This is a genomic window from Candidatus Zixiibacteriota bacterium, from assembly GCA_040752815.1.
GTDB lineage: Bacteria > Zixibacteria > MSB-5A5 > GN15 > FEB-12 > JAGGTI01.
Window position 1 is genome coordinate 1 of record JBFMGC010000040.1, and the last position, 25,658, is coordinate 25,658.

The following is a 25,658-nucleotide window of genomic DNA, read 5'->3' on the forward strand; positions in this document are numbered from 1 at the left end:
TGCGAGCCCAGCGCGCAATCGTGGTCCGCTCCGCCGGCGACAGCCTGATTCGTTCTGCTCTATTCATGAACCAGAGCATACAAAAACTCAAATCAAATGTCAAGACAATTATGACGCATCACACTAGGGTATTCAGGGATTACAGTGTGTGTGCTAGGGTCAGCCAAATCGATCACCTGCAGCCCCACATTACGGTCAGCTACATACAAATAGCCATCGCTGACTAGTACATCAGCAGCGAAATCAGCAATAGGCCACGTCGCTACTAGAAGGGGATTATGTGGCGACGATACGTCGACAACCAAAACACCCGAACTGCCAGCAGCTATGTAAAGGGAATCGCCGCTGACCGTCATTTCGTCAACCCACCCAGACGAAATTGGGATAGATGTGGATACGGTTGGATGTGATGGGTCGGATATATCTATCACATGAAGTCCATAGAACTGTTGGAAGACAAAGACAAAACTCCCCCTAGCAGCTACTGCCGAAGTCCTCTCCAAATCTGGAAGCATGCTAACCTCAATCAGAGTGTCTGGGCGAGAAATATCGACTATTGCCAAACCACGTGTGTCATCGGACACGAGTGCTAGATCGCCTTGAATCCAAAGATCTGACGTGTAGCCAGGATGCCGGACCACTCCTACTTCAACAGGCTCAAGCGGACGCAGTATATCATAGATAAGCAGGTCACCCGCGAACGCGCGATGCGGAGAGAGCGTACCTGTTGAATCACACATAGGTCTATCGTAAGGAGATGTGTCCAGCAATGTAGGAGCTTTGTTTACCACCAGCAGTATACCGTGGTACACAACCGTAGAGACGGCGTCCCCGCGTGGAGCAAGACACCACCTAAGTTGTGGGTAATAGGGATCTGAGATGTCTACCGCTGCAACACCAGTGGGGCCGCCTGCAAGGAAGGCGAAGTCACCGGAGAGTGACACAGCGTTAAGGGCACCAGACTTTTCCAGGCTGCCTCTTAGCGCAGGATGTATCGGGTCGGCGAAGTCATAGATCGAAAGAGTAGAGACGCCGGGAGGCTGACCATCGGAGAGACAGGAGACTACGGCCAGCGTGTCATCTTTGATACCAATGTCGACAGCTATTTGGGGGACGTCGACTCGCGAAAGGACCGCAGGTTGCGAGATTGTTGATATATCAATCACGAGAAGATCAAGAGCTCCCACCAACAAGATATTGCCAGACACCGCCAGACCAAACATGGGGTAGCTTACCGGTGATTCCGATTCAGGATACTGAAGGGTACTCACAAGTGTAGGCGAAAAAGGATCGCCAATTCCCAAAATCTGGACTTGGTCGTCACAGGCCCGAAACAAATAGTTGCTAGCCGAACACAAGAGCCTACGTCCAGAACCTGTTAGCTCAGTACTGTCCTTTAGAATTGGATACTCAGGGTTTGAAATATCATATATATACAGTCCCGATCGGCCTCGGTCCAAATAGAGGTGAGTGCCGAAGACAGCTATGTCTTTAACTCCGGAAGAAATAAACTGTTGCCAGATCTTGACTGGATTACAGGGATCTGACATGCTGTAAACCTGTAGGCCACTAACCTGGGCCAAGTATAAGACGGAACCATCAAGCACGGCTCGGCGAGGGTTACTTAAGAGCGCACTACCCGCGTATTCTAACTCAGACTGCCCGGGCAATCTGCCGCCTAACCCAACAACAGGTACCCCAGCAACCAAAAGTGTGGCGAAAACCACTATACCACGTAGTTTTGCAGGAGGTTTCCTGTTCATGCTGATTCGGTGGCTCACTCAACCAGAAGTTCAACAGACTTCTTAAACTACATTCAATATAATTGCAAGCGTACTAATGGCAAGTGAATTCAAGCAGTCCGAGTTGACTCATAATTAATGTAACCGTAGCGAGGGGGTTAGGTAGATACGTTGCCTCATAATAAACCCGGTAGCCCACAGCTCTGCTGTGGGTACTCACATTCTCTGAAATGTCGGTCATGATTCACCCCATTCTGGCGGAGAGGCTGGGATTCGAACCCAGGGTGCCCGTAAGGGCACATCGGTTTTCGAGACCGACGCCTTCGACCGCTCGGCCACCTCTCCGTCGTAGTTATCGATCCCACCGCAAGCGGTGGGCCACCAGTAGTGTCCCAATCCCACCACAAGTGGTGGGCCACCAGTCCTATACCTCAACCAGGCGAATCTACCAAATCCGGAGGCGATGTAAAGTCGATTATTGCGACTCGATCTCCTTGCGAATGTCCGCCAGTGAGCCCGACGCAAAACGGCCGTCCCTGACCAACTCCTCCTGGTGCGCGATCAGCTTCTTGACCGACCCGTAGCGCGGACGCACCACCTGGAACACCAGAAACGAAAACAGCACGTACACCACCGACTCGTGAAACCGACCGGTCAGGCCGAAGTATACGTACGCCCACACCGTAATCGACGCGATCAGCAGAAAGACCGGCCGCGAGCGCTCGTAAATCGCCGTGCCGACATCGTGCTCGAAACTCCCCGCGCGATGCACCATGGGCGCCTGAAGCTTACGGTTCCGCCACCAAAGCGCCAGCGCCGCCTGCCCGAACGAGATCACGCAGAAGACATAGAACAGCGCGTTGGCGATCGTGGGAATCTGGTTGTCGAGCGGATAACGGCCGTTGATGTAATAGCATACAAAGAGCAGCCCGGCAGGGATGACGATATTGACCAGCATGCCGAAATAGAGCGGCCGGATGATCATACCGGTCAGGTCGTAGTCCCGGGTGTTGTCGGGCTCGCTATTCATGGACGGTTCAGCTCCTCAAGCAGCCGAGTGAATTTCTCGCGGCGTGGCCAGTGCACATACGACCACAAAATGCCGAGGGGATAGAAGTACAGCATGTAATCCAGTCTGCCCGTGACGAGGTAAGATACAAGTCCGAATATATACACCGCCTCGACCATCGCCATCTTCACTATGCTTACAGTCAGAAACAGGTTGCCGGCTGTTTTCGCAGCGCTCTTACCCGCTTTGAACTTGCCGATTTCCGACGGTTCAATAATGAACGCCAGCAGCGGGTCGGTCAGCGCAACCACAAACAGTATGTAAAACACAACGTCGTTGCCGGCCGGGGCCTGCATGCCCTTGGCGTCGACAAACAGCGCTATGATGAGATACACGGCAGGCGCAACCACCAGCATTGCCCAGGTGAGGATTGTCACCACGCGCCAGTTGGGTTGATCCTGTGTTCGGGAGTCGATCAATTCACGCGCTCCTTTCCGTCGCGGACCTCGCGAAAAAACCGCTGCATCAGGGTGGCGATCTCCGCTTCCATAACTCCGCCGACAATCTCGATCCGGTGGTTGAGTTTTCGGTCGGTCGGTATGTCGAATATCGACCCGCAGCCGCCGAACTTGGGGTCGCGGGCGCCGAAGACAATTGTCTTGATTCGCGAAAGCACCGCCGCGCCGGCGCACATGGCGCACGGTTCGAGAGTCGAGACTAGTAGGCAGTTTTCCAGCCGCCAGTCCTTAAAGCGCGAGTAGGCGGCGCTGAGCGCGATAATCTCGGCGTGGGCAGTGGCGTCGTGCATCGACTCAGTCAGGTTATGCCCTCGCCCGATCACCCGGTTCTCGAACATGACCACCGCGCCGACCGGAACTTCGCCCTTTTCGTAGGCCAGCTCCGCCTCGCGAAAGGCGATCTGCATAAAGCGGGCGTGGTCCTCGGTGTGCATGGAGGAAATATGGGCAAGCCGCGATCAAAGCGAAAGTTTTTTGATCGCGGCTTAACGGTTTAGCTCAACTACCTGAACACGCTAACAACCACAATACGGAAGCACCGCCGATGGGCCGGTAATGAACAGGTAATCGATCAGCATCGTAATGTCTCCGATTGTGATGTCATCGCAGGTTGCCCCAAAACCACCTGACTGATTGATATCAGACTCCTGAACACACTCTATGACCCCGTCGCAGGTGCCTGAGATGAACTTCGCATCAATCAACGTTGTGACATCGCCGATTGTCGGCTCGTCATCTCCGGAGTTGTTGGCATCACCCACCCGCCCGATACAGCAAACACTGGGAAAACCGCGTACACTCATCAGGTACCAGAGTTTGGCGTAGAGGACCTGGTCCTGCAAGTCCTGCAATGTGCCGTTACGCACGGTCGAAAGCACCGTCCAGTAATGCAGCGTGTCGGTGGCGCTCAGGTTATAGTCGTGCATATAGGTAAGCCAGACCGCCTGGTCCTGCGGTGTTTCTTTATTGATCAAGCCGGCTGCTTGGGTTTCCTGCCACCAGACCAGGGGGTTGGGCTAGCTCGGTATTAGGGGAGTACCGTCGCGATAATGGGTTGTGTCTGCCAGCAGTGACGCAGGCAGCGCAACGCAGCCATAAAACGCCCCGTGGTTGGCACAAGGGTTGGTATCCAGCTCTGCCGACGTGAAATAACCGCCGAAATCTTCGGCTGCTAACCGATTCGTGTGTGATTGACAGCCGGTGTGGCCCGCCGTATCCGTTCCTTGGATATAGACGAACCCTCCGGGTACCGATACGTTGCTGTTATTGTGACCAATTCTGTCCGACGGTACATCCCAGTCAACGGCATTTCCTATCGTTACGTGACCATGAGCCTGTCCATCGGCCGAGTAAACCTTCGTGTAGTCGACAACAAAATTCCGCGAGGCCCAAAGTGGTGTACTCGGCCGCGGGGCATAGTAGATCCTCTCCATAGCAATCGTCGTATCCCGGTTTACAAACTGGCCGGTATACACCGAATCGTAAGCATCGCTCGAATTGACTCCGCCCGTGGTAGACCCTTTGGCTGGTGTCGGGTCCCAACCGGTTACATCGACCTGGCTGGCGTCATTGTACGAGCAAGTCAGGCGCGCGTTCGCCCCGGCTGAATTATCGGCCATGATTACAAACGGTGAACCGGACTTGAGATAGATCGCGTCCTCGTCGCGCGTGCCGCATTCAAGACCCGATTCTTTGTAATCGAGGTTTACCGATCCACCGCCGAGATTACCGATCTCGCCATGGTTGGAAACTGCGAGGGCCACACATTCACCCTCAGGATCAAAGAACGGGTCGAACATGTAGGTGTGGCTCTGGACGGTGTCCCAGACTACCGGCTCGACATCGGCCGAAACCAATACGTGAATCGGGATAGCCAAAGAATCAGCATTGGCGGCGTCGGTCTTCAACCAGACCAAACCGTCGAGCCACTGCGTGCTTGACAGCGCCGTGGCGTCAATCATGATGTCGAATGTGCGAGTATTGGCTATTCCCGCCGCAACTTGAAATGGGCTCGTTGGCGTGGGGTTCTCAGACACTCCAAGCCAACTGCCGCCGTTGTCATACGTGCCGATTCGGATACAGTTTAATGTAACATTGCCGTCGTTCTGGACTCCGACCGTGAAATTCGTAGTCTGACCCAGCGTGACTCACTTGGGCCAGGAGATACTTGGGGGGCGCACCACAATCCACGCCGCCTCGACCGGTTCAACACAGGCCAGACGTATCCACCGAGTCCAGTTGAGTGTCTTCGGCTGCGTCTGCCACTCGCCCCACATGCTCGGGCCGGGGAACTGGTCGTCGAGATACTGCATGTTCAAATGGAAACTACCACTGTAATTATGTCCAGGTGACAGGTCTACATCTGTAGCAGCCGGCCAGGTCAGATCCAGGCCGGTTTCATCGAGACCGTATCGCTCCACTGTCGGCTTATATTCGCTGCCGCAGAGTCCATCTGCCATTGGATCACCAGCCAGACCACAATCCGGTTTGTACGTATTTGAAACATTCCGCGCTAGATCCCACAAATGCGGCGTCTCCATACGAGCCACCGACATCATGATTTCCCAGTTTGCGCGCGCCATCGGGTTGTCTGTATAAGCGCAGTCATCCAGTACACCCGGCATTGGCTGCGGCTGATAGCAGCGCCCGTCGTTGCGATTGGCGCGCTGGTGAATCTGATTCCAGATACAGTACAGGTTGTCGTCACACTGGGATAAACTGATGTTAGCAATAAACCCGGCGTTGCTGCCGCCGAAGCCGTAGACATTGGTCACAATCCCGCCGCAGAGATCATCGAAGTCTTCGTAACTGCCGGTGGCAACCTTGACTATCTCATTCGTCGACTTCGCCCAGTGGTAGATGTTTTGATCGAAGCCGGTCCAGTCGAAACCATCGAAATACGGATCAGACGAAGTCGGTTTGGCGGTCCAGACTACATGTAGATCACCGCTTATGTCGTACAGCGCCTGAGTTTCCAGCCAGGCGGTAAAGTGATTGGGATGACCGGCGATAGCGTTCATGTAATTGGTCACACTGTAGGCTGTCGGCCAGCTCACCCCGCGGTCGAAAGACTCCCGGCACCAGACGTCAAGGTCATTCGGGTTATCAATAAGCCCGCCATAGAACGTGGGATTAGTGTAGGTCACGGCCAGACCGGTTTGGGGGTAGGGCGCTGCCGCGAGCGATGCCCACGGGAACCAGCAGGAATCAATGGGTCGCCCCGCACTCCACGTGCCAACCGTAGCCTCATCGCCGACTTTGCGGAAATAGGACACCGTGTAGTAAGGCAGATTATTGCAGCAATAGTCGCCGGACAGCATCGTTCCGACCGTATCCTCCCAGAGAAGAACATGCACGATCGTATTCGCTCCGTCCCACTGTGCCACTACCTGCGGGTAACGCGAGTATCTGCCGGCGGACTGGTTTAGGAAAGTGGGACGGTATGCCGTGCTGTCTATCCAGGTGACATTGAGATTCGAGCGGGGATCGTAGGCGAGACCGTACTGGGAGCCCTGGTAGTAGATCATGTTATCAATAAGGCGAGACCCACCGGCAAAGTGCGAAAGAATCGATTGGTGGCTGCAATTACGGCGAGTCCGCTCTCCCGCGTATCGAGACTCGGCATCCCACCCCACCCCAGAGTATCAGAAGACTGCAGGTTGCCGCCGATCTCCTGACCAAGCGGCCAATTGCCAGTTGGAACACTTGCATCGTATACGTTGTATCCTGAGAACGGCCCGCTTCCCGCCGGAGGCGGACTGTCCATCGCCCGATACCCGAAATGCACATCGACCTGCATGTTTTCCCCGGATTCCCCGTTCCACCAACGGGCGATATGCCGCCCCTGGCCGACCGTGTACTGGGCGTCATCGTATGTCCTGATCACGCTCACGCCGGGGCCCATTGGCACCTGGGACATAAGCGCCGAGCCTACCGAACGGCGCTCGGCCTGTGGTGCGCCCGTCGACTGTGGCTGGTCCGAATGCGGCCACGCGGAGCGAGCTGCCTGCTGACCGGTGACAATGTTGAGCTGGGCAGGAGTGCCCTGTCGAATGCCCGTACTGTCGGCGGCAAGAGCGCCAACCGATGTGATGATGATTCCGATGACTGTGGTGAGATGCAGCGCGCGGTTGCGGTTGGGCTGTGTGCTGCACATACGACCTCCTGTGGCGGGCGGCGAAGGTATTCAGTTGATAGGATGCACTTTGCTATCATTATATCCGGCGACCGACTATCATACAAGAGTTTTGTCAAAAGGGGATAGGATTGGTAGTAATTGTAAGGGACCATTTGTAAGTTGCCTTCGCTCCCGGCGGTTCATTTCATGTCATAGTAACTGGTAGCTGAGTAAAGGATGACTATGGACGATAAGAAGCCCGCGCCGATGACCGATCCCGGATTGGTCGGAAAAAACATCTATCTCAGACTCGCCACCGCTGAGGATGTCGCCAATACTCACCACTGGTACCTCCTGAGCGATCCCGCCATGCAGTCGAGTCGTGCGCGCCCTTTGCGCACGCCTGCCGAGGCGGCGGAGGCGTACAAGCAAAAAGAGCTCACCGCCGACGAACAGCTGTTTGTCATCATGCGAGAGAAAGACAATCGGCCGGTCGGCATCATACGATATTTCGGCTGGAACCATCTCAACCGTTCCGCGGAGCTCGGCCTGCTCATGGACCCGGACGAACGTCGCAAGGGACACGGCACCGAGGCGATACGCCTGCTCGCCCGCTGGCTCTTTCGCACACGCGATCTGAACAAAGTGTACGCACAGACGTCGTCCTTGAATAAGGCCGCGGTCGGCATGCTCGAAAAAGCGGGGTTCAAGCGCGACGGCACCCTGCGGCACCACTATTTCTATGACGGCGAATTGCGCGACGGGTATTCGTACTCCTTGTTGCGGTATGAGTTTGATTGAGAGCCGGGTGAATGGCACTGGGTGAGTTACAATTGGTATGTGGGGTGTAGAGATGTACCGATCTCGATGGACGAGGCGAATTTCTGAATCTAATCCCACCGCAAGCGGTGGGGCACCCGTGCTTTCTGAGAGGCAAAAAAAGTTCAAATAATTCCATTTTTCGCTTGACAAATGCGGGGGGGGGGGGTAATATATTGTTCATAACGACATAAGCAGGTAAGAACTCTTTGGATGGAGGACATATCCTGAGTGGCAAGATTTCCGAGAAGCGAAGCCGAGATTCTGGCTTTGGCGCAGGAGTTGGTCATCGGGTTGTCCAATAACGTCGCTGTCTATCCCTCACCGCCAATTAGCGTGATGGATATGGCGACGACAATCAGCGCCTACACTACGGCAAAGAACGCCGCAGTAGCGGCGCAGGCGGCGGCGGAACAGGCGACCTCGGATAAAGAAGAGGCGTTGGACGATTCGAGCGACGCCATGAAAGCCGAAATCCGCTACGCCGAGAACACGGTCAACTACGATGACGACAAGCTCAAGCTGATCGGCTGGGCCGGACGTGCGGCCCGCACCGATCTGGCTGCGCCGGGCCAAGCGCGGCTTCTCGAGGCGCCACGGCAGGGTGAGGGCTGGGTTTTCCCCGATTGGAAAGCGGCCACCGACGGCGGCAAACCGAGCGCATACAAGGTCATGCGTCGGATACGTCCCGATGGTCCATGGGAAGATGTCGCAACGGCGGTGATTACGGAGATAACCCTTGTCGACCAGGAACGCGGCAAGGAATGGGAATACCGGATTGTTGCAATCAACAAATCCGGCGAAGGCGAACCCAGCAACACCGTCATGGCGGTGCTGTAAGGTCGGTGAGTCAGTAGAAGATTACAAGTGAAAACAAATAACTTATAAGAACGAAGGAGAAGAACATGCGTGTCGTTATCTTTGCTATAGTCATCACATTTATGCTATCAGGTTGTGGAGCCATGTTTCAAGGTTCAACCCAGACGATAGACATCCAATCTTCCCCCGGTGGTGCGAAGCTGAAAGGCTCACCCGAGATTGGGGACTATACTACTCCGACAAGTGTACAGTTGTCCAGAAAGCATAGCTATACATTTACTTTTTCAAAGGAAGGCTACAAGCCCGCTACAGCCCATGTCCGCGCATCCGCAAAGTTTGGCTATATTTTCCTTGACGTTTTTTTCACGGGTTTGGTTGGTGTCGTAGTGGATGCCGCAACTGGCGGTTGGAATGGTCTAAAGCCAGAAAATGTGTTTGCTACTCTTGAAAAAGAAGATATGGGTATCATCGGACCTGATAATATTGGGATACAGATGTCCTCAATCGATGATGGAATCAAGATCGCAACAGATGGTGAGCCTGTACAAGTACACATTGAGGTTTCGAAATAGGGTAAACAGCATAGCACAGTATTTATAGAGATTTTCTAATGTCAGACGAAGAACGATACCATGAGCTGGGTAAGACGATAAAGAAAGGCGGCATTTGGAAGTGGATAGCGATTCTTATTGCGCCGGGTGCCCCACCGCTTGCGGTGGGTTGAGACTGTGAGTATACTTGCCACCAGTATCGTGACCCTTCCGAGTGAGTAAAGCGTGGGGGAGACTGGGCCACCAGCAGGGCGCCGCGCTGTGGTCTAATCGACCGCCGTGTAGCGGTATGGATAGTAGTGCGGGGTCCACATCGCGCCACGGATGAGTTCGGACAGATGCTCGTCGGACGCAATCATCCCCAGGCCGTCCTCGCGCGCCTGCCGTGCAACCGCCATCGCCACCGTGTACGACACCTCCCGCGTGTTCTTAAGCGGCGGCAATAGATTTCCTTTGGCGCGCATCTCGGGGGTCACCATGTCGGATATCGCGCACGACGCGGCATGGAACATCCGATGCGTGATCTTTTGTGCCTGGCAGACAATCGCGCCGAGCCCCATGCCGGGGAAAACGTAGAGGTTGTTGCATTGCGAAATCTCGAGCGCGCGGCCGCCGGGGATCCTCACCGGATGAAACGGGCTGCCGGTCGCCATGAACGCCCGCCCGCCGGTGGCCGCCATGACCGCCTCGGGGGCTGCCTCGCTGTGCGAGGTCGGGTTCGATAGTGCGAGCACAATCGGCCGCTCACCGTTTTGCGCCAGCGCGCGAAGGATCGTGTCGTTGAAGGCGCCGGCGACACCTGACAGGCCGATCAGGGTCGTGATCCTCGCGTGTTTGACGACGTCCTCGAGCCGGGGTGGCCGAGTTTTGTCGACCGGCCAATCGGCAATTGCGGCGCGCGGCTGAAGGAAATTGATCTGGTACGGATCGGCCGAGTCCCCCTCCAGCAGGAGGCCGTTGATGTCGACCGCATATATTCTACGGCGCGCCTCCGTTTGCGACAGGCCGCCTTCGGTAGTCATCAATGTGACAAGCGCGTTGGCCACACCGCTGCCGGCCTGCCCGAATCCGAGGACGGCGACCCGCTCATCGGCCAGACGTCGTCCGGTGATCTGGTAGGCCGTCCGCAGCGCGGCGACCGCGGTGGCGCCCGTCCCCTGAATGTCGTCGTTGAAACTCAGTATGCGGTCATGATATCGATTCAGCAGCGTGGCGGCGTGCTGCTTGCCGAAATCTTCCCACTGAAGCAGCGCGCGCGGGAATACCCGCTTGACCCCCTGAATGAAGCGTTCAATTACGTCGTAGTAGGCGTCGCCGGCGAGACGCTCGTGGCGCATGCCGATATAGAGCGGGTCGTTCAGCAGGCGCTCATTGTCGGTGCCGACATCGATCATGACCGGCAGGGTCGACGCCGGATGAATCCCGGCGGCGGCCACATAAAGCGAGATCTTGCCGATCGGTATGCCCATGCCGTCGGCGCCGAGGTCGCCCAGTCCGAGAATGCGCTGGCCGTCGGTGGCAACAAGCAGCGCGATATCCGGCAGGCCGACATTTTTCAAAATCTGCTCGATATGGCCGACATTGGTTTCGGAAATGTAGATACCGCGCCAGCGGCGGATGATGCGCGAAAGTTTCAGGCAGGCCTGGCCGACCGTCGGCGTATAGACTACCGGCAGCATCTCCTCCAGATGATTGACCAGTTGCGCATAGAACACGGTTTCGTTGCGATCGAGCAGCCCGATCAGGGTTACGTACCGTTCGAGATCGGTTGTTTTCATCTGGAACATGTCGTAGCTGCGCTCGGTCTGCATCTCCAGTGACGCAACAGACTCGGGAAGCAATCCGTCAAGATCGAACTCGGCGCGCTCGCGCTTGGGGAATGCTTGTCCTTTGTTAAGCAGCGGGTCGGCCAGCACGGCGTGGCCCTTGTGAGGCACGGCGTAGTAGATTTCGTGGGTAAGAGGGTCGACCCGCATTTCGAACCGTTTCATTTTCGTAGCTCCTTGGTGACTGTCTTTTGTGGCAGTCGCGGTGGAAGAAAGAGGGAGCGCAGGGGGAAGTCAAGCGACTGACTTGTGGCCCACCTACTGAGGCTGTCTCAAAACTTCGATCTGTTGCTTCAGGTCTTGCTTCGTGCCTGACTCGCTCGGCGGGTCGGGCTCGAAGTGTGACCTAACGCAACATGTCGGGCTTTTCAGACAGGACCTAAGCAGTGAGGCACCCGCGCATCCTTCCTCACTCACCAGCCTGCGTCTACACATGCCCGATCGTAGTATGCGATGAAATCTCCGAGTTCGTCGTGCGGAGATCGGTAAGCGACAAGGCGTGCACATCGCGATTGCCGGTCAAACGCGCGAAGTCGCGCAGTTCGGATGTGCAGACCTGCAAGTAGTTCGCAAGGCCGGTGGCTGCCTTCTCGGTATCGAGCCTCGCTCTCAGTTCAGGATCGTGTGTGGTGATCCCCAATGGGCACTGTCCCGTATGACACACCCCGTATTGCTGGCAGCCGCAGGCCATCAGCGCTGCGGAGGCAATCGCGATAGCATCCGCGCCCATAGCGAGCGCTTTGGCAAAGTCGGATGATACCCGCAGCCCACCGGTGATCACCAACGACACATCTTTGGCTCCGCGATCATCGAGGAACATCCTTGCCCGACAGAGCGCGAATACGGTCGGCACTGAAGTCGCCGCTTTTATGTACCGGGGCGACGCGCCCGTTCCGCCGGGGCGGCCGTCTATAGTTACAAAATCGGGCTCGGCTCGCAGTACAATGTCTAGATCGGCTTCGATATTCCCTGCGGCGATTTTGACACCTATCGGTTTGCCGCCCGATTTGTCCCTCAGCCAGGCGACTTTCTTTCTCAGATCGTCCGGTGTGCGGATGTCATCGAAATGCGCCGGGCTGATTATGTCATTCCCCTCGGGGAATCCGCGAACGGCGGCAATCTCTTTGGTAACCTTGGCGCCGGGGAGGTGCCCGCCCATGCCGGGTTTCGACGACTGACCGATCTTGATCTCGATAGCATCGGCCCGACGCAGGTTCTCATCGGTGACGCTGTACTTATTGGGAACGTACTCAAAGATGTAGCGGTACGCGTTTTCACGCTCCTCGGACGGGATACCTCCCTCACCGGAGCAAATAGCGGTGCGGGCCGTCGCGCCGCCTTTGGCCAGGGCGATTTTGACTTCGCGCGAGAGCGCCCCGAATGACATATGGCTGATATAGATGGGCGTCTCAATCACGAGCGGGTGCCTGGCGCGCGGGCCGATAACGGTCCGTGTGTTGACCGGCTCGTTTTCGTTGAGCGGCAGGCGCGCGAGTTGAGCGCCCATGATCAGGATATCGTCCCACGATATGACCGGCCGGGGCGTGCGCATCGGTTCGATCACCGACTGTCCACTCGCCGCCATGGCGTGGATATCCGCCATCGCAGTTTCGAGATCGTCCGACAGCCGCCGGAACGATCCACTCCCGCCGCCTGTCGCGGCGGCGACCGGGGCCGGTTCTTCTACAAGACGGCTGAACAACGATCTGTCCGCCCCGCAAACCGGACAGGTCCAGTCATCGGGCAGATCGGACCAGGCGACACCTTCGACAGCTTCGTCGTATACGTATCCGCACACATTGCAAACGTATGAGGCCATTGCGCCGCCTCATACATCCATGTTGGCCGGCTCAAAGTACTCTCGCGCGTGCCGGCAGCAGGGACACCTGACCGGTGGCTCGGTGCCTTCATGGACGTGCCCGCACACCGAGCACTTCCACTTGATCGGCTTCTCGCGTTTGTAAACGGTGCCGTTCTTTACCATCTCGAGCAGCCGCCGGTAGCGATCACGATGGTGAGCTTCTACTTTGGCGATCAGTTTGAAAAGCACCGCCGCCTCCTTGTTTCCCTCGGCCTCGGCATCGCGAGCGAACTGCGGATACATGGTGGTGGTCTCGTAGTCTTCGCCTTCCATCGCCTTTGCGAGACAGGCGGCTGTATCGCCGAGCGGGTTCAGCATGACATACTGATCCTTGGCGTGGCGGCGCTCGTTGTCGGCGGTCTCCTCGAAAATCCTCGCGATATAGTGATAGCCTTCCTTGCGCGCCACCTGGGCAAAGAAAGTGTACATGTTGCGGGCCTGGGATTCGCCCGCAAATCCGGCCTGGAGATTCTCCCGGGTCTTGCTCATTTCAGTCTCCTTATGTATGCCAACATCGCTTTTAATTGGCGGTAAGCTTGATCAGAACATCTTTACGCTCAATACCGGTTCGAGTTGGGATTTGCGGCCGCGGAAACGGCTTCCGATTACCAGATTCACGTAGCTCGAATCCCGGGCCCGGCAGAGATACGGGAATTCCTGAAGATCGCGATGGAACTCGCCGCGCTCAGTACGAAACAGCCCATAATCGAACCCCGGATAGGTGCGCCCGTGCTCGGGACCGATCAGCGTGATGGAATATCCCGCTCGAGAAGGATCGAAGGTGTAGATCAATGTGAGGGTGTCGCTGACATCGCCGTAGCGGGCCATGCCGATTGTCGGGGGCAGTCCGCAGCAGTTCAACTGGACGAACAGGTGATTGGACAGGAAAACCAGCTCGAAACGACCGGGGCCTGATCCGGTTCGAGGCAATTCGATATACTCGCCGTAGGTCGTGTCGCAGTGTAACCCCACGAGACTCAGGTATCCTTCGCCGCGAACTCGCGGGCCGGGGAGGGTGTCGAGCTTGAAACGGGTCACCAGAGCGGTTATTTCCCTGCCCAGGTTCAGCCGCACCGAGTGGGCGATCGGCCAGCCGCTTGAAGGCATCCGCGGCGCCGCGAAACTGACAGTGTCGCCCAGGCCGAGGTCGGCCAGTCGCACGATCCGGCGGACTCCCTTGAGAGCGAAATCGATCTTGTCTGCTTGTTTGGGCGTCCAGCTCAGGATCTCGGCGCGCTTTCTCCTCAGCGACTCGGTGCCATCCGGGGGGAGATCGACAACGGCCTGGTATAAGCGGGTTTGTGATATCGGAGCAGTGTCGGCTGTCACGGCGGCGGTGTCGGCCGGCGGCGGCGTTTGGGCTGCCTCTTCGCCGCATCCGGTAATGAATAGCGCCGTCGCGCCGACCACGACGAGAAGATACACCAGTGGGATCGCTGTTCTCGCGAGCATCGTCTCTCCAAATATTACAGTCATGCGGGCGAGACTCACGAACAGTTCACGGGATCAACCACGATCACCGCGGCGCCTGTCAGTCTGCCCGCCCTCAAATCATCTAACGCCTGGTTGGCTTTGTCAAGAGAGTACGGATGCACCTCGGTTCGGACCGGGACTTTGGGCGCCAGGGCGAGGAACTCTTCGCCGTCGCGCCGCGTCAGGTTCGCCACCGAACGCACCATTCGTTCTCCCCACAGCAGAGAATACGGGAACGACGGAATATCACTCATATGGATACCGGCACAAACAACAGTCCCACCTTTCGTAAGATGCTTAAGTGCAACGGGTACGAGATCGCCGACCGGCGCGAAGATGACGGCCGCATCTATTTCCTGGGACGGCGTTTCGTCGGAATCACCGGCCCACATCGCGCCAAGCTTTCGGGCGAATTCTTGCGCCAGGGCGTCACCATTTCTGGTGAACGCGTACACTTCGCGTGTCTGGTATGTGGCTACCTGGATTAGAATGTGCGCCGCCGCGCCGAAACCGTAAAAGCCGAGTCGCTTCGCCCGGCCGGTCATGCCGAGCGCGCGATACCCAATAAGCCCCGCACACAGGAGCGGGGCCGCCTGCCGGTCCGGATAGCCGGTCGGTATGGGAAAGCAGAAACGCTGGTCGGCGACACATTGCTCAGCAAATCCACCGTCGATCTGATAGCCGGTGTAAACTGCTTTATCGCACAGGTTCTCGCGATCCGAGAGGCAAAATCTGCATTCCCCGCAACTGCTTCCGAGCCAGGGGACGCCGATCCTGTCACCCCTTTTGTAACGGGTTACGTCTGACCCGACCGCTTCGACCACACCGACTATCTGATGGCCAGGTACGAGTGGCAGTTTCGGCTCTTTCAAGTCGCCATCGACCACGTGCAGATCAGTTCGGCAAACTCCGCAGGCATGGACATGTATTAGTACCTGGTGGGGAAGTGGTACCGGCGCGGGGATGTTGGACGGCCGCAGCTTCTCGCCGGGTCTTTCAAGTACCATCGCTTTCATATTGACTGGCGCCAAACGCTCCGAGATTTCCGCCTTCGCGAGACCAGAGTTGAGGATTAACGAATCAAAGTCAAGAGGTTGTTATCCTGGCGCAGACGGCAGGCAGTACTGCGCCAGTTGCATAGAACCCGGGTGCGTACTATCATGTAAGCGGAAATTCCGGGTAAGCTCATGATTGCGCCAATTCCCAGATGTCGGCTCACTGTTGCGGCCGCGGTGGTATGGTCGATAGCGGCTCTTGGCGCTGACGGCTGTGCCGGCGGGCCGGGGGACTCGTCGTATCAGGCGGCCCGTACGCGTATGGTCGATCAACAGATTGTGGCCCGCGGCGTGGTTGATCCACGCGTGCTCGAGGCCATGCGGAAGGTCCCGCGCCATCTCTTTGTACCGGTGGAGCATCGTTTGTATGCCTATACCGACGGCCCCCTGCCGATCGGCGAGGACCAAACCATCTCCCAGCCGTACATTGTCGCCCTGATGACCGAGCTGCTTGACCTCCAGGGGAGCGAAAAAGTCCTCGAGATCGGCACCGGGTCGGGATACCAGGCCGCGGTGCTGGGCGAGCTCGCCGCGAAAGTCTACACGATTGAGATCGTCGAAAGCCTGGGCCGGCGCGCCGCCAAACTGCTCGACAGCCTTGGGTATGAGAACATCGAAGTGCTGATCGGCGACGGTTACGCCGGGTGGCCGGAGGCGGCGCCGTTCGACGCAATTATGCTGACTGCCGCGCCGCGCACGATTCCGCAGCCGTTGTTGGATCAACTGGCCGACGGCGGTCTTCTGGTGGCGCCGGTCGGCGAGGGATACCAGACCTTACAGCTGGTTGAGAAGGTGGGAGGAAGGCTGAAATACCACGACATCCTGCCGGTCCGATTCGTGCCCATGACCGGCGCAGCGGAGCGGGAGGGGGAGTAATCGACCGCTCGGAACGCGAGACCCGGTCACCATTATCTTGACTAATCCAATTTATTTTATATAATACACTGTCCCTGCCCCTTTACTGCCAGGCTTCCGGGCACCTCACTGAACCCCCGGTAGTTACTAAGTTGGATTGTGTGGACGACCTAACCATTGGAGGTACATCTTGATGCGCATCGCACCCCTCGTTCTGCTCCTGCTCCTGGCGGCCTCAGTGGCTCAGGCTGCCGGACCGACCCAGCTACAAGCCGGAATCGACCGGCTCAAAACTCAACCCGGAATCACCGTGCTTCAGGACGAAGAGTCAGGACGGCTCCGTTTTGTGGCGGGACGGCTGTCCGATCCCGTATCTCCGGGCGCGGAAATCGCCGAAGTGTACAGGTTTCTCGAGAATCAGAAATCGGCCTACCAGATGAAAGACGCCGTTCAGGAAATCCAGGTCAAACGAGTTGATCTCGATCCGCTGGGCATGAGGCATATCCGGCTGAGGCAGGTGCATGAGGGGCTGCGCGTATATGGGGCCGAGATGATCGCACACTTTGCGCCGAACGGCGTGCTTAATGCAATCAACGGTACCTATCTGGAGAATGTCGCTGTCAGCCCCACGCCGCAGCTTAGCGGCGACCAGGCGCGCGACATCGCGGTCAACGATCTGGCCACTTTTTTCGGCGGCGGACAGCCGAACCAACCCGAACTGCTGATATATCCCTGGGAAGGGAAGAACTACCTGGCGTATCGACTGGAGATTTTCTCCGGCAGCCCGATGGGGCGCTGGGAGTACTTTGTCGATGCTCGCTCCGGTGAAGTGATCTTCAAGGCGAATCGGATCATGGACGTCGACGCTATCGGCACCGGTACCAGTGTCATGGGCGGCGCTCGGAACCACATTGATACAGATTTCGATGGCGGCGCTACCTATTACATGGTGGACAACACTCGCCAGGCCGCCAACAATCCTCACGGACACGGCGGCCAGATGCCGCTCGGCAATGTCATACAGACCTTCGTGGCCGGCGCGTCGCTCCCGGGTTCGATTGCCACCGACGCCGACAATGTCTGGTCGGAAGCGGCGCAGGCGTCATCGGTGGACGGGCACGTCTACTCGGCGCTGATGTACGACTGGCTGCTGGGGTTTTTTGGACGCAACAGTTTTGACAATGCCGGTGCGAGCATGTACACGTCGGTGGATTACTCCGCCGAAGGAAACAACAACGCTTACTGGAATGGAATTCAGATCGTTGTCTGGTCCTGGGGGACGGGCTTCAGGTCGTTGGCGGGCTGCCCGGACGTGATCGCCCACGAGTGGGCGCACGCCGTTACGGAAAACGAATCGGGGCTGATTTACCAGAAGGAGTCGGGCGCTCTTAACGAGTCTTACTCAGATATGATGGGCGCCGCGTTTGAATTTGCACACGACTCCCTGGATACTCCGGACTGGTTGGTAGGTGAAAACGGCCAGATCAGCGGCGGGTATTTCCGTGATATGTCAAACCCGCCGGCGCGTTCAGATCCGGACTATTACGGTGGGACGTTCTGGGTAAACGTCGTGGGTTGTACCCCAAGTAGCAGCAACGATTACTGCGGCGTTCATACGAATAGCGGAGTGGGAAACAAGTGGTTCTATCTGCTCTCGGACGGAGGCACTCATCACAGTGTCACGGTTACCGGGCTCGGAGTTGAGACCGCCATACAGATCGCATATCGCGCCAACTCTTTCTACTGGACGCCGTTGTCCACTTACTCCGAGGCCGCGTATGGTACGATACTAGCAGCGCGTGACCTGGACCAGTCGGGCGTGTGGGAGCAGGAAGTTCGGAATGCCTGGACCGCAGTCGGTGTCGGCATGCCCAGCCCGTATCTCGTGTTCACGTATCCCAACGGCAAGCCGTCGCTGCTGACCCCCGGCCAACCGGCCACTTTTGAAGTCATCGTCGGGGCGACCTTCGATGGTTCCGTGCTGTCGGGAAGCGGCGGCATATACTACCGCATCAACGGCGGGACCATTCAATCCGCGCCCATGACAGAGTTGGGGCCAGGACATTTCGAAGCCACTCTTCCGGCAGTCTACTGCGGGCAGCGGCTCGAGTATATGGTCGAAGCGTTCGAAACTACTCAGGGCCAATTCCTCGATCCGGGCCAGCTTCAGTGGTTCCTCGCGGAACCGGGCACGGATCAGACGACTCTTTTCGAGGATGACTTCGAGACCAATAAGGGATGGGTTGCCGACGCCGGCTGGGCCCGCGGTACGCCGACCGGCGGCGGTGGGGAATACGGCGGCCCGGATCCATCGAGCGCGTACTCCGGGACGAACGTCTTCGGTTTCAACCTGGCCGGTGATTACGACAACAATATGCCGGCCCGTCATCTGACCAGCCCGGCGATCGACTGTTCCAGCCTAACCAACGTACATATCAACTTTCAGCGCTGGCTGGGTGTGGAGCAGCCGATCTACGATCGCGCCTCCATCAGCGTGAGCACCGATGGTCTCGCCTGGACCACGGTCTGGGAGAATCCGACTGAGATCGCCGATTTCGCCTGGACTTTCATGGACGTCAACATCTCGGCCGTGGCCTCGGGTGAACCGCTTGTTTATGTCAGGTTCACGATGGGTCCTACCGATGGCGGCTGGCGTTTCTGCGGATGGAATATCGACGATTTCCGCGTGACCGCTTATCAGTGTGTCGGCGGCGCCGACTCCGATGTTGACGGCATCCCGGACGATCTGGACAACTGCCCCTCTTTGGCCAATCCGGGACAGGAAGACAGCGACGGCGACACGGTGGGCGATCTCTGTGATCAGTGCGCCGGATTCGATGATCTGGCCGACGCGGACAGCGACCAGATCGCCGATGGTTGCGACAACTGTCCGCAGAAGGCGAATCCCGGCCAGGAAGACGGCAATGGCGATGGTATCGGCGATGCCTGCTGCTGCGTCGGTATAGTCGGTGATGCTAACACCGATGGAGGCTTCGAGCCTACGATCGGCGACGTGACGACGATTATCGATCACCTCTTTGTGTCGGGGATGCCGTTGAACTGTTACGCCGAAGCTGATATCAACCAGTCGGGCGGTGCGGCGCCTCAGTCAGGCGACCTCACCATTGGTGACATCACGGTCCTGATCGACTACCTGTTTGTGACCGGTCCGACGATGGGGCTGCCGAGCTGTCTGTAGTCGCCGAACCCAGGCTAGACGCCCAGGTGGGCCGATCCGGCTAAGTGAAAAGGCGAGAGGAACAGTGTTCCTCTCGCCTTCATAATTGTCCGCAGAAAGCGGGACTAATCCAGTTTGTTCATGATTTCGGTTCGGTGGGACGAGAACCACTGGTTCCAATTCTGAAGGCGAGCCCTGCCGGCGTTAATGCTGTCCATCCGGTAATGCAACAGCGTGTCCTTGCCTTTTTGAGGCGACGCGGTGTAATACCTCAGGCCATAGATGCTTGTCATCAGGCCGGATTTGAAATTGTCCTTGAAGGCCTGGGTCAGTTCCGGATCGATCCGGTTCAGCAGGTTGTCGCTGACCTGGTCCGCCTCGGTCAAAGCGGCCTGCAGGATGGCGTTCACGGTCTCCCAGTCCTCGGTGCGCAGCATGGTGGAAGCCGCCATTTCACTGGCCTGTTGGTACAGCGCAATCGCCTCCACAAAGTGTTCCAATTCCGCCCGCTCTGCCTCGGACCAGCTTATCCCAAAGAGACTGCCGCCCGCCTTGAGAAAAAACGCCCCGACTGCAATGACAATCACCACGATCGGCGCGGTCCAGCCGCGACCGAATATACGCTCGGCAAAACTCTTCGTCGTTTTCTTGTCCCTCGCCCCGGAGCTGCGTCTGCCAACGAAACGCCAGACCAGCATCACCACGAGATAAGCCAGGGCGAACCAGAGAACTAAATCAAGAATCATTATTCGTTCCTATCAGGAAAGCTTGTCGATTACTTGTGCCCAACTGTTGTAGTCGAGTTATCGGCGTTCGGGCGGCGGTTGAACATCGGGTGGGCGGCGATTTCCCGGCGGCTGGTCGAGTAGCCCGGCCGCGCGCGCCACTTTCCAGCGCCCGCCCTCGCGTTCCCAGACTATCGTATAGCTGCCGGACCAGGTCTGTTCCGGTTCATCTTTGGGAGTGCGCCGGAAGGTGAACCGGCCGATTTCGTTGCCGGTGGAATCTCGCGCCATGAGGCTGTCACGGCTGATCTGCAGTTTTCCGCCGCCCCAGGTCATCATCAGGAGAGTAGCCATGGTTCTCAGCGTCAGTCGCCCTCGGATGGTCTGGCCGGTCGGTGTTACCACCGCGCCGTTTTCGGTGAATATCGATGCCAGCCCCTCGGCTTCTTCGGTTTCCAGCGCTTTTTGCACCACGCCCAACGCCGAGTCACTCGCCAGTCTTAGTCCGGTTGAACCATCAGCCATGACAACGCCCGCCCCAAGGGCGAAAACAATGCCGGCGCAGATTGCCGAACTCCACTTTGACCGGAGTCTGTGGTGGTGGTCGGTTAGACCGATTCCGCGCCCCCGGGATCTAGTCTTTGGTGACAAACAGCCTCTCAATCATCCAACCGCCGTCGCCGGAGCGTCTCCAATAGACCGTATACTTGCCTCTCCATTCCTCCGTGACTCCGGCTTCCGAAGTCCGCGAGAGGCGATAGGCGCCCGCCTCGCGCGCTAGATCAGCGTGCCCGGCTATCGGCTCGATAGCCGTGCGAGTCCGCTCCAGTTTGGAGCCGCCGACAGTCTTCATCAGCAACCAGAAGTATCTGGCCGCTTTGGCCTTGCTGTCCAGCTTTTTGTCGCCCGGAAGGACAATGCCCACGGTGTCACTGAGAGCTGAGGCTAGCAGCACGGAGTCTTTTTGAGCCAGCGCGGCGCCGATAATGACAGCTATCGAATCCGCCTCGGCCTTGACAGCGGCCAGTTTGTCGGGCGACTTCGACTGGGCCGCACCGCTCGCATATAGGGCCAGCAGGCAAACCGCAAGCCACTGTGGCTTCAGTCTGTTCTGCAGAATCATGGCGTTTTCTCCAGTCAACTTACGAAATCAAGGACCTAACAATCGTTGGACCGTAAACTCAGGTAGAGACGGCCGGTTTCTATGCTGATACAATTTAGGGTGGGATCCGTTCACGGGCAAGACGTTCCCCGCTGCGGCGGTCCTATTTGTCTCGGCGGGGAGGCCTGATCTTGTCGAGAGCTATCCTCAGCCGGTTGTAGCGTAAGAACCCGATTACAAACGTGGCCAGCCCTACCGGTACGAAAACCCAGCCGATAGTCTCAATAACCGGCGAGTCAAAAAACTTCACGAATGTCACCCCGGCTACAAAGAGGGTCAGCGCGGCCCGGATATAGGCCAGAAAAGTGCTTTGGTTGGCCAGTTTGGTGCGGTCGGTGGCCAGGTAGTCGCGCAATTCCATGCGCTCGTTGTCGACTTTGGCGTAGACGTCTTCGTCAAACCCATTGCGGCGGAACAAGGCGCTCATTCTCCATAAGTAACGATCTCAATCATCCTGGCCAACAACAAACTGAATCAGCCAGAGGTTCACGTAAAGTATCGCGCCCGTCATTCGTGGGGACTGTCCCGGAGCGCCGGGGCGGTCGGTCAGGGTCGAACAACAGCACCTGAAACACGCCCGGGTCCGACTTCCCGATTGGCGGCCAGATTCCGGGAACCCCCGCCTCGGTGAAATGTTCATGAGCACAAGGTAGATACTGTAATGAAGACTCTATTTATCTATTTTAGGCAGCGTGACCATGTTGGAGACTAAACCGGCCGCCGGCACTCACCCGCTGGTTGAAAAATATATCGCCCGCATCCCCGAAGGCCTGCGCGATCTTCTCTCGCCCGGTTCGGAGCAGTACCGGGAGTTTGCCGACGCCCTCAAGGCTTTGCGGCTCAAAGAAGAAGAGCGGTACTATGTCATGGGGATCCAGCGCCGCTACCGGCTTCCGATTCGCCCCAACGAATCGGTCAAGCGTACCATGATCCGCGTGCGCCTCGCTATTTGGAAAAAGCGACGGCAGCCGGAGGCGGACATAGACCCTGAATCTGCGATTCTTGATCTTCTGGGTCCGCTGCCGGTCGATCCCCTGGAGTAACGGGCGCCGCCTGATCGGGCTACAGTAAGGCCTGTGCAATACTCGTGGGGCTGTCGGCCAGGATCGTCCGACAGCACTGGAAGCGTCCGTGTGCCGACGGGTGACCCTGCCCGCGGGACCACGCGGACCTTAACTGATCAACTGCAAGAACTCGGCGCGGGTGGAGGCTCGGTCCCGGAAGTATCCGAGCAGACACGACGTCTTCATCACTGAATTCTGCTTTTCCACCCCGCGCATCATCATGCAGAGATGTTGTGCCTCGATCACGACACCCACGCCGCCCGGTTTGAGTCGGTCCATGAGCAGTTCGGCGATCTCCCGCGTGAGCCGTTCCTGCACTTGGAGCCGCCGGGCATAGAAGTCCACCACGCGGGCGATCTTGGAAATCCCGATCTGATACTGCTTCGGCAAGTAGGCGACATGACACTTGCCTATAAAAGGAAGCAGGTGGTGCTCGCAGAGCGAGTACAGTTCGATGTCTTTGACAATAATCATCTCGTCGGTGTCGGCTTTGTAGAGGCTGCGGCCAATAAGTTCATCGACGTTTTGACGGTATCCCTGGGTGAGATAGGTCATGGCCTCGGCGGCTCGCGACGGAGTCATCATAAGTCCCTCGCGATTCGGGTTCTCGCCGATGGCCGTGATTATCTGTCGGTATGCGTCTTCCATAAACTCCACTCCGTGAGGGTTGTCGCTCAGGCCAATGTACGCACTCCGCGGCCCGCCACCAGTGGCTTTTCGCGCGTGACGAAAAGTGATTCCGGGATCTGCCGGTGCCCCGAGGGTGGTAGCTGAGTATACCGTGTGAGGCTTCAGTCATCCACTCGAATAATCGACGACTTCTGATTGTTAGAGCTTGCTGCGAACGGAGAGGATATCGGGCGTGGCGGATATCCCCGTCCACCACGATCTTAGGGCAAGTAACGCAATGGCCATGGATTGCCCGCTTGAAGCGGGCAACCACGGGGTAGGTTTTACGCCAAACACAAAAGAGAATGCGCGCCAACTGCGAAAGAGGAAGCCCGCCGGGAGTTTCTCACGCGTGCCAGGTAGCCATGTGGTCCCGGTGAGTGTCCAGATACGCACCCGGCTGGAAATGGGTATCGTAAAAGCCCAGGTCGAGGTGGTGCGCCTGCAGGTACATTAGTACATGGATGGTAGGGATCATCCCGGGGAACTTCCCGAAGCGATCGTAAACGTACTGTGCCATTGTGGCGACGCAGTCAATGAAGTCTGAGTCATGTATCTTGCCGGCCGCGCGTACCCGAGCGTTCTCACGATACGGGCCCTCAGTTGCCGGGTTGAACGGCCCGCCGGGACCGAACTTCCTCTTTACAAGAGCCTCTACCGCGGCCCGCATGTCTTTGAAGTGCGGCGGGCAGAATCCCTCGAACACTCCCGGCAAGCCGGTGGCATTGGGCAGCGACCAGCGGCTGTCGGTATCGAAACGAAAACCGAGTCCGGGAACTTCCGGGTCGCCACTGGCGCCCAGCACACTAAACGGTGTGATCCCGTCAAACATCCAACCGCCCAGGCCGATCGCCTGAAGCATAAGTGCTCCCGCGTAGCAGGCCGTGCCGGTTTCAACAGTGGCCTCGGTCAACACCAACTGTTCAAGGAAGGTGAGCGGGTAAGGATTCCTGGTATCGACCAGGGCCGAGAACTTCTGTAACTCGGGGATAGGCGTGTGATTGATATCGTCGAAAATGCAGGCGCCGTTCTGCACGAGATAACACAGGGCGGCGATATGATGCTGTGCCAGATCGGCCACCGGAATTATGAGAGTGCTGCCCGGACGGTTCACGCACCAGGGATTGTGCATGTCGATATGGGCCGGGTTCTCCGGAATATGCATACGCTTGTCAGATAGTTTCCGGATTCGTGCCCGGTGCACCTGAAAGTAGGCTTCCAGATCGGTGGTGTCGCTGCCGGTATATTCTTTCGTGGGTTGCAGATCACGGGTGGGCAGGAAGTAAATGCCGGTATCGTCAGTGAAGAAGATTTCGGACGTATGGAACCCGGCCGAAGACGGAAAGGTCCTGCCTCCGGCGGCACCGGCATAATTGGGAATGTTGGGCAGATATCTTTTGTTGAACGGGTGCAAATACAGCCAGCCGGTGTTGCCGGCGACGGCCGTGAGGACCAGCATCTGTTCGAGGTCGGACAATGGCATCGGCGCGTGCTGAGAAGTATATGCCAGGGGGCCGTCGGGAATCGACGCGCCCAGCGAGAATCGCCGTGCCCGTCGGCCATGAAGCGCCTCCAATAAAGTAAACTGCAGGACCGTTTCCAGGCCGCGCGCCGCGGTTGTCGATTCAAGCAGGAAGCGTGATTTTCTGGTTGCCGCCCGGCCAAGCGAGGTGAGGCTGAGACTTGTAAGAGCCGCCCCGGCTCCAGCCAGCAGGCGACCGAGCATCCTTCTTCTGTTTATGCCGTTTCCGATGACATTTCCGGACCACCAGTTCATGGGACCTCCAATGGTTGATTCATTCCGACGGTTCAATCTCGCTCCCGAAGAGCCGTATCTCGATCAGTCACTTTCCTTTTACAGCCGCTCCGGGGACGCTAAAATGTGAAATCTGAGGCCGATATTCTCCGATTTTGCCGGGAACACCGCTCCGGCCCACACTATTTCTAAGGAATACGGCGCCACCGGGTGGTTTGTGAGAGCTAATTCCAAAAGGTGTGGAAATAGGCAAAAAAGTAGCGTAGCCTTTCGGTGAAATCTAAACCGAAACCGGTCGTGTGGAGACACGGCCGACGAAAGGATACGCTGAGGGGAAAGTATACGAAGTGCCACGATGTGGCAAGCAGAATCGCGGAGCCTCGGGCGACCGGATTGACTGAGGATCTTGACAGCATCGCCCGTGAGGGAGCGCAGCGAATGTTGCTCTCGGTTCTGGAG

At 57.5% G+C, this 25,658-nt stretch carries 25 protein-coding genes and 1 tRNA gene; 6 read left to right on the forward strand and 20 right to left on the reverse strand.

What is annotated here, in order from left to right; translation table 11 throughout:
- Window positions 1-92 precede the first annotated feature (92 nt).
- From AB1772_09870 to AB1772_09910, 9 genes are all read right to left on the reverse strand, one after another.
- Complete coding sequence (locus AB1772_09870) at window positions 93-1,763, reverse strand: hypothetical protein (GenBank protein MEW5796650.1); 1,671 nt, start codon at window positions 1,761-1,763, stop codon at window positions 93-95.
- A gap of 234 nt (window positions 1,764-1,997) precedes the next feature.
- Window positions 1,998-2,087, reverse strand: a tRNA-Ser gene (locus AB1772_09875).
- 130 nt (window positions 2,088-2,217) lie between these two features.
- The gene (locus AB1772_09880; GenBank protein MEW5796651.1) at window positions 2,218-2,772 is read right to left on the reverse strand and encodes a hypothetical protein; all 555 of its coding nucleotides are present in this window, start codon (window positions 2,770-2,772) and stop codon (window positions 2,218-2,220) included.
- Window positions 2,769-3,230, reverse strand: a complete 462-nt coding sequence (locus tag AB1772_09885; protein ID MEW5796652.1) for a hypothetical protein — start codon at window positions 3,228-3,230, stop codon at window positions 2,769-2,771. Before AB1772_09885 ends, AB1772_09880 begins: the two co-directional genes overlap by 4 nt.
- Window positions 3,227-3,703: a tRNA adenosine(34) deaminase TadA gene (gene tadA / locus AB1772_09890; GenBank protein ID MEW5796653.1), complete on the reverse strand. Its 477-nt coding sequence runs from the start codon at window positions 3,701-3,703 to the stop codon at window positions 3,227-3,229. Before tadA ends, AB1772_09885 begins: the two co-directional genes overlap by 4 nt.
- An 81-nt stretch (window positions 3,704-3,784) precedes the next feature.
- Window positions 3,785-4,243 carry a hypothetical protein gene (locus AB1772_09895; protein MEW5796654.1) on the reverse strand — a complete coding sequence of 153 codons (459 nt, stop codon included), beginning with the start codon at window positions 4,241-4,243 and terminating at the stop codon, window positions 3,785-3,787.
- A gap of 42 nt (window positions 4,244-4,285) precedes the next feature.
- A complete protein-coding gene (locus tag AB1772_09900; GenBank protein ID MEW5796655.1) occupies window positions 4,286-5,230 on the reverse strand; it encodes a hypothetical protein in 945 nt (314 codons plus the stop codon).
- 186 nt (window positions 5,231-5,416) lie between these two features.
- Window positions 5,417-6,796, reverse strand: a complete 1,380-nt coding sequence (locus tag AB1772_09905) for a hypothetical protein (protein MEW5796656.1) — start codon at window positions 6,794-6,796, stop codon at window positions 5,417-5,419.
- Window positions 6,793-7,425, reverse strand: a complete 633-nt coding sequence (locus AB1772_09910; protein MEW5796657.1) for a hypothetical protein — start codon at window positions 7,423-7,425, stop codon at window positions 6,793-6,795. Before AB1772_09910 ends, AB1772_09905 begins: the two co-directional genes overlap by 4 nt.
- Window positions 7,426-7,629: 204 nt before the next feature.
- Between AB1772_09910 and AB1772_09915 the strand changes: the two genes are divergently transcribed.
- The 3 genes from AB1772_09915 to AB1772_09925 all read left to right on the forward strand — a co-directional run bounded on the left by AB1772_09915 (window position 7,630) and on the right by AB1772_09925 (window position 9,596).
- Window positions 7,630-8,187 (forward strand): GNAT family protein, encoded by a 558-nt coding sequence (locus AB1772_09915; GenBank protein ID MEW5796658.1) that lies wholly within the window; start codon window positions 7,630-7,632, stop codon window positions 8,185-8,187.
- Window positions 8,188-8,436: 249 nt separating this feature from the next.
- Entirely contained in the window at window positions 8,437-9,045 is a 609-nt protein-coding gene (locus tag AB1772_09920) for a fibronectin type III domain-containing protein (protein MEW5796659.1), read from the forward strand.
- 65 nt (window positions 9,046-9,110) lie between these two features.
- Window positions 9,111-9,596, forward strand: coding sequence for a hypothetical protein (locus AB1772_09925; protein ID MEW5796660.1), 486 nt, complete (start codon window positions 9,111-9,113; stop codon window positions 9,594-9,596).
- A gap of 245 nt (window positions 9,597-9,841) precedes the next feature.
- Here the strand turns inward: AB1772_09925 and AB1772_09930 are convergent, their stop codons facing one another.
- From AB1772_09930 to AB1772_09950, 5 genes are all read right to left on the reverse strand, one after another.
- A complete protein-coding gene (locus tag AB1772_09930; protein ID MEW5796661.1) occupies window positions 9,842-11,566 on the reverse strand; it encodes an NAD-dependent malic enzyme in 1,725 nt (574 codons plus the stop codon).
- Window positions 11,567-11,828: 262 nt separating this feature from the next.
- The gene (locus tag AB1772_09935; protein ID MEW5796662.1) at window positions 11,829-13,220 is read right to left on the reverse strand and encodes a glutamate synthase-related protein; all 1,392 of its coding nucleotides are present in this window, start codon (window positions 13,218-13,220) and stop codon (window positions 11,829-11,831) included.
- A 9-nt stretch (window positions 13,221-13,229) separates the two neighbouring features.
- A complete protein-coding gene (locus AB1772_09940) occupies window positions 13,230-13,751 on the reverse strand; it encodes a rubrerythrin family protein (GenBank protein ID MEW5796663.1) in 522 nt (173 codons plus the stop codon).
- Between the two features lie 51 nt (window positions 13,752-13,802).
- Entirely contained in the window at window positions 13,803-14,714 is a 912-nt protein-coding gene (locus AB1772_09945; protein ID MEW5796664.1) for a hypothetical protein, read from the reverse strand.
- A gap of 35 nt (window positions 14,715-14,749) precedes the next feature.
- Window positions 14,750-15,751: a zinc-dependent alcohol dehydrogenase family protein gene (locus AB1772_09950; GenBank protein ID MEW5796665.1), complete on the reverse strand. Its 1,002-nt coding sequence runs from the start codon at window positions 15,749-15,751 to the stop codon at window positions 14,750-14,752.
- Window positions 15,752-15,922: 171 nt separating this feature from the next.
- Between AB1772_09950 and AB1772_09955 the strand changes: the two genes are divergently transcribed.
- Entirely contained in the window at window positions 15,923-16,666 is a 744-nt protein-coding gene (locus AB1772_09955) for a protein-L-isoaspartate(D-aspartate) O-methyltransferase (GenBank protein MEW5796666.1), read from the forward strand.
- A 172-nt stretch (window positions 16,667-16,838) separates the two neighbouring features.
- The gene (locus AB1772_09960) at window positions 16,839-19,844 is read left to right on the forward strand and encodes a M4 family metallopeptidase (GenBank protein MEW5796667.1); all 3,006 of its coding nucleotides are present in this window, start codon (window positions 16,839-16,841) and stop codon (window positions 19,842-19,844) included.
- Window positions 19,845-19,948: 104 nt separating this feature from the next.
- Here the strand turns inward: AB1772_09960 and AB1772_09965 are convergent, their stop codons facing one another.
- From AB1772_09965 to AB1772_09980, 4 genes are all read right to left on the reverse strand, one after another.
- Window positions 19,949-20,569 carry a hypothetical protein gene (locus tag AB1772_09965; protein MEW5796668.1) on the reverse strand — a complete coding sequence of 207 codons (621 nt, stop codon included), beginning with the start codon at window positions 20,567-20,569 and terminating at the stop codon, window positions 19,949-19,951.
- 57 nt (window positions 20,570-20,626) lie between these two features.
- Window positions 20,627-21,073 (reverse strand): DUF4440 domain-containing protein, encoded by a 447-nt coding sequence (locus tag AB1772_09970; GenBank protein ID MEW5796669.1) that lies wholly within the window; start codon window positions 21,071-21,073, stop codon window positions 20,627-20,629.
- A 109-nt stretch (window positions 21,074-21,182) separates the two neighbouring features.
- On the reverse strand, window positions 21,183-21,671 hold the full coding sequence (locus tag AB1772_09975) for a DUF4440 domain-containing protein (protein ID MEW5796670.1): 489 nt from the start codon (window positions 21,669-21,671) through the stop codon (window positions 21,183-21,185).
- A gap of 142 nt (window positions 21,672-21,813) precedes the next feature.
- On the reverse strand, window positions 21,814-22,137 hold the full coding sequence (locus AB1772_09980; protein ID MEW5796671.1) for a DUF202 domain-containing protein: 324 nt from the start codon (window positions 22,135-22,137) through the stop codon (window positions 21,814-21,816).
- Between the two features lie 271 nt (window positions 22,138-22,408).
- Here AB1772_09980 and AB1772_09985 point away from each other — a divergent pair, with 271 nt between their 5' ends.
- Entirely contained in the window at window positions 22,409-22,753 is a 345-nt protein-coding gene (locus AB1772_09985; GenBank protein ID MEW5796672.1) for a hypothetical protein, read from the forward strand.
- A gap of 129 nt (window positions 22,754-22,882) precedes the next feature.
- On the opposite strand, the gene folE is transcribed toward AB1772_09985, so the two are convergent.
- Both folE and AB1772_09995 read right to left on the reverse strand, forming a co-directional pair.
- Window positions 22,883-23,422 carry a GTP cyclohydrolase I FolE gene (gene folE / locus AB1772_09990; protein MEW5796673.1) on the reverse strand — a complete coding sequence of 180 codons (540 nt, stop codon included), beginning with the start codon at window positions 23,420-23,422 and terminating at the stop codon, window positions 22,883-22,885.
- Between the two features lie 367 nt (window positions 23,423-23,789).
- Complete coding sequence (locus tag AB1772_09995; protein ID MEW5796674.1) at window positions 23,790-25,220, reverse strand: hypothetical protein; 1,431 nt, start codon at window positions 25,218-25,220, stop codon at window positions 23,790-23,792.
- Window positions 25,221-25,658: the final 438 nt, after the last annotated feature.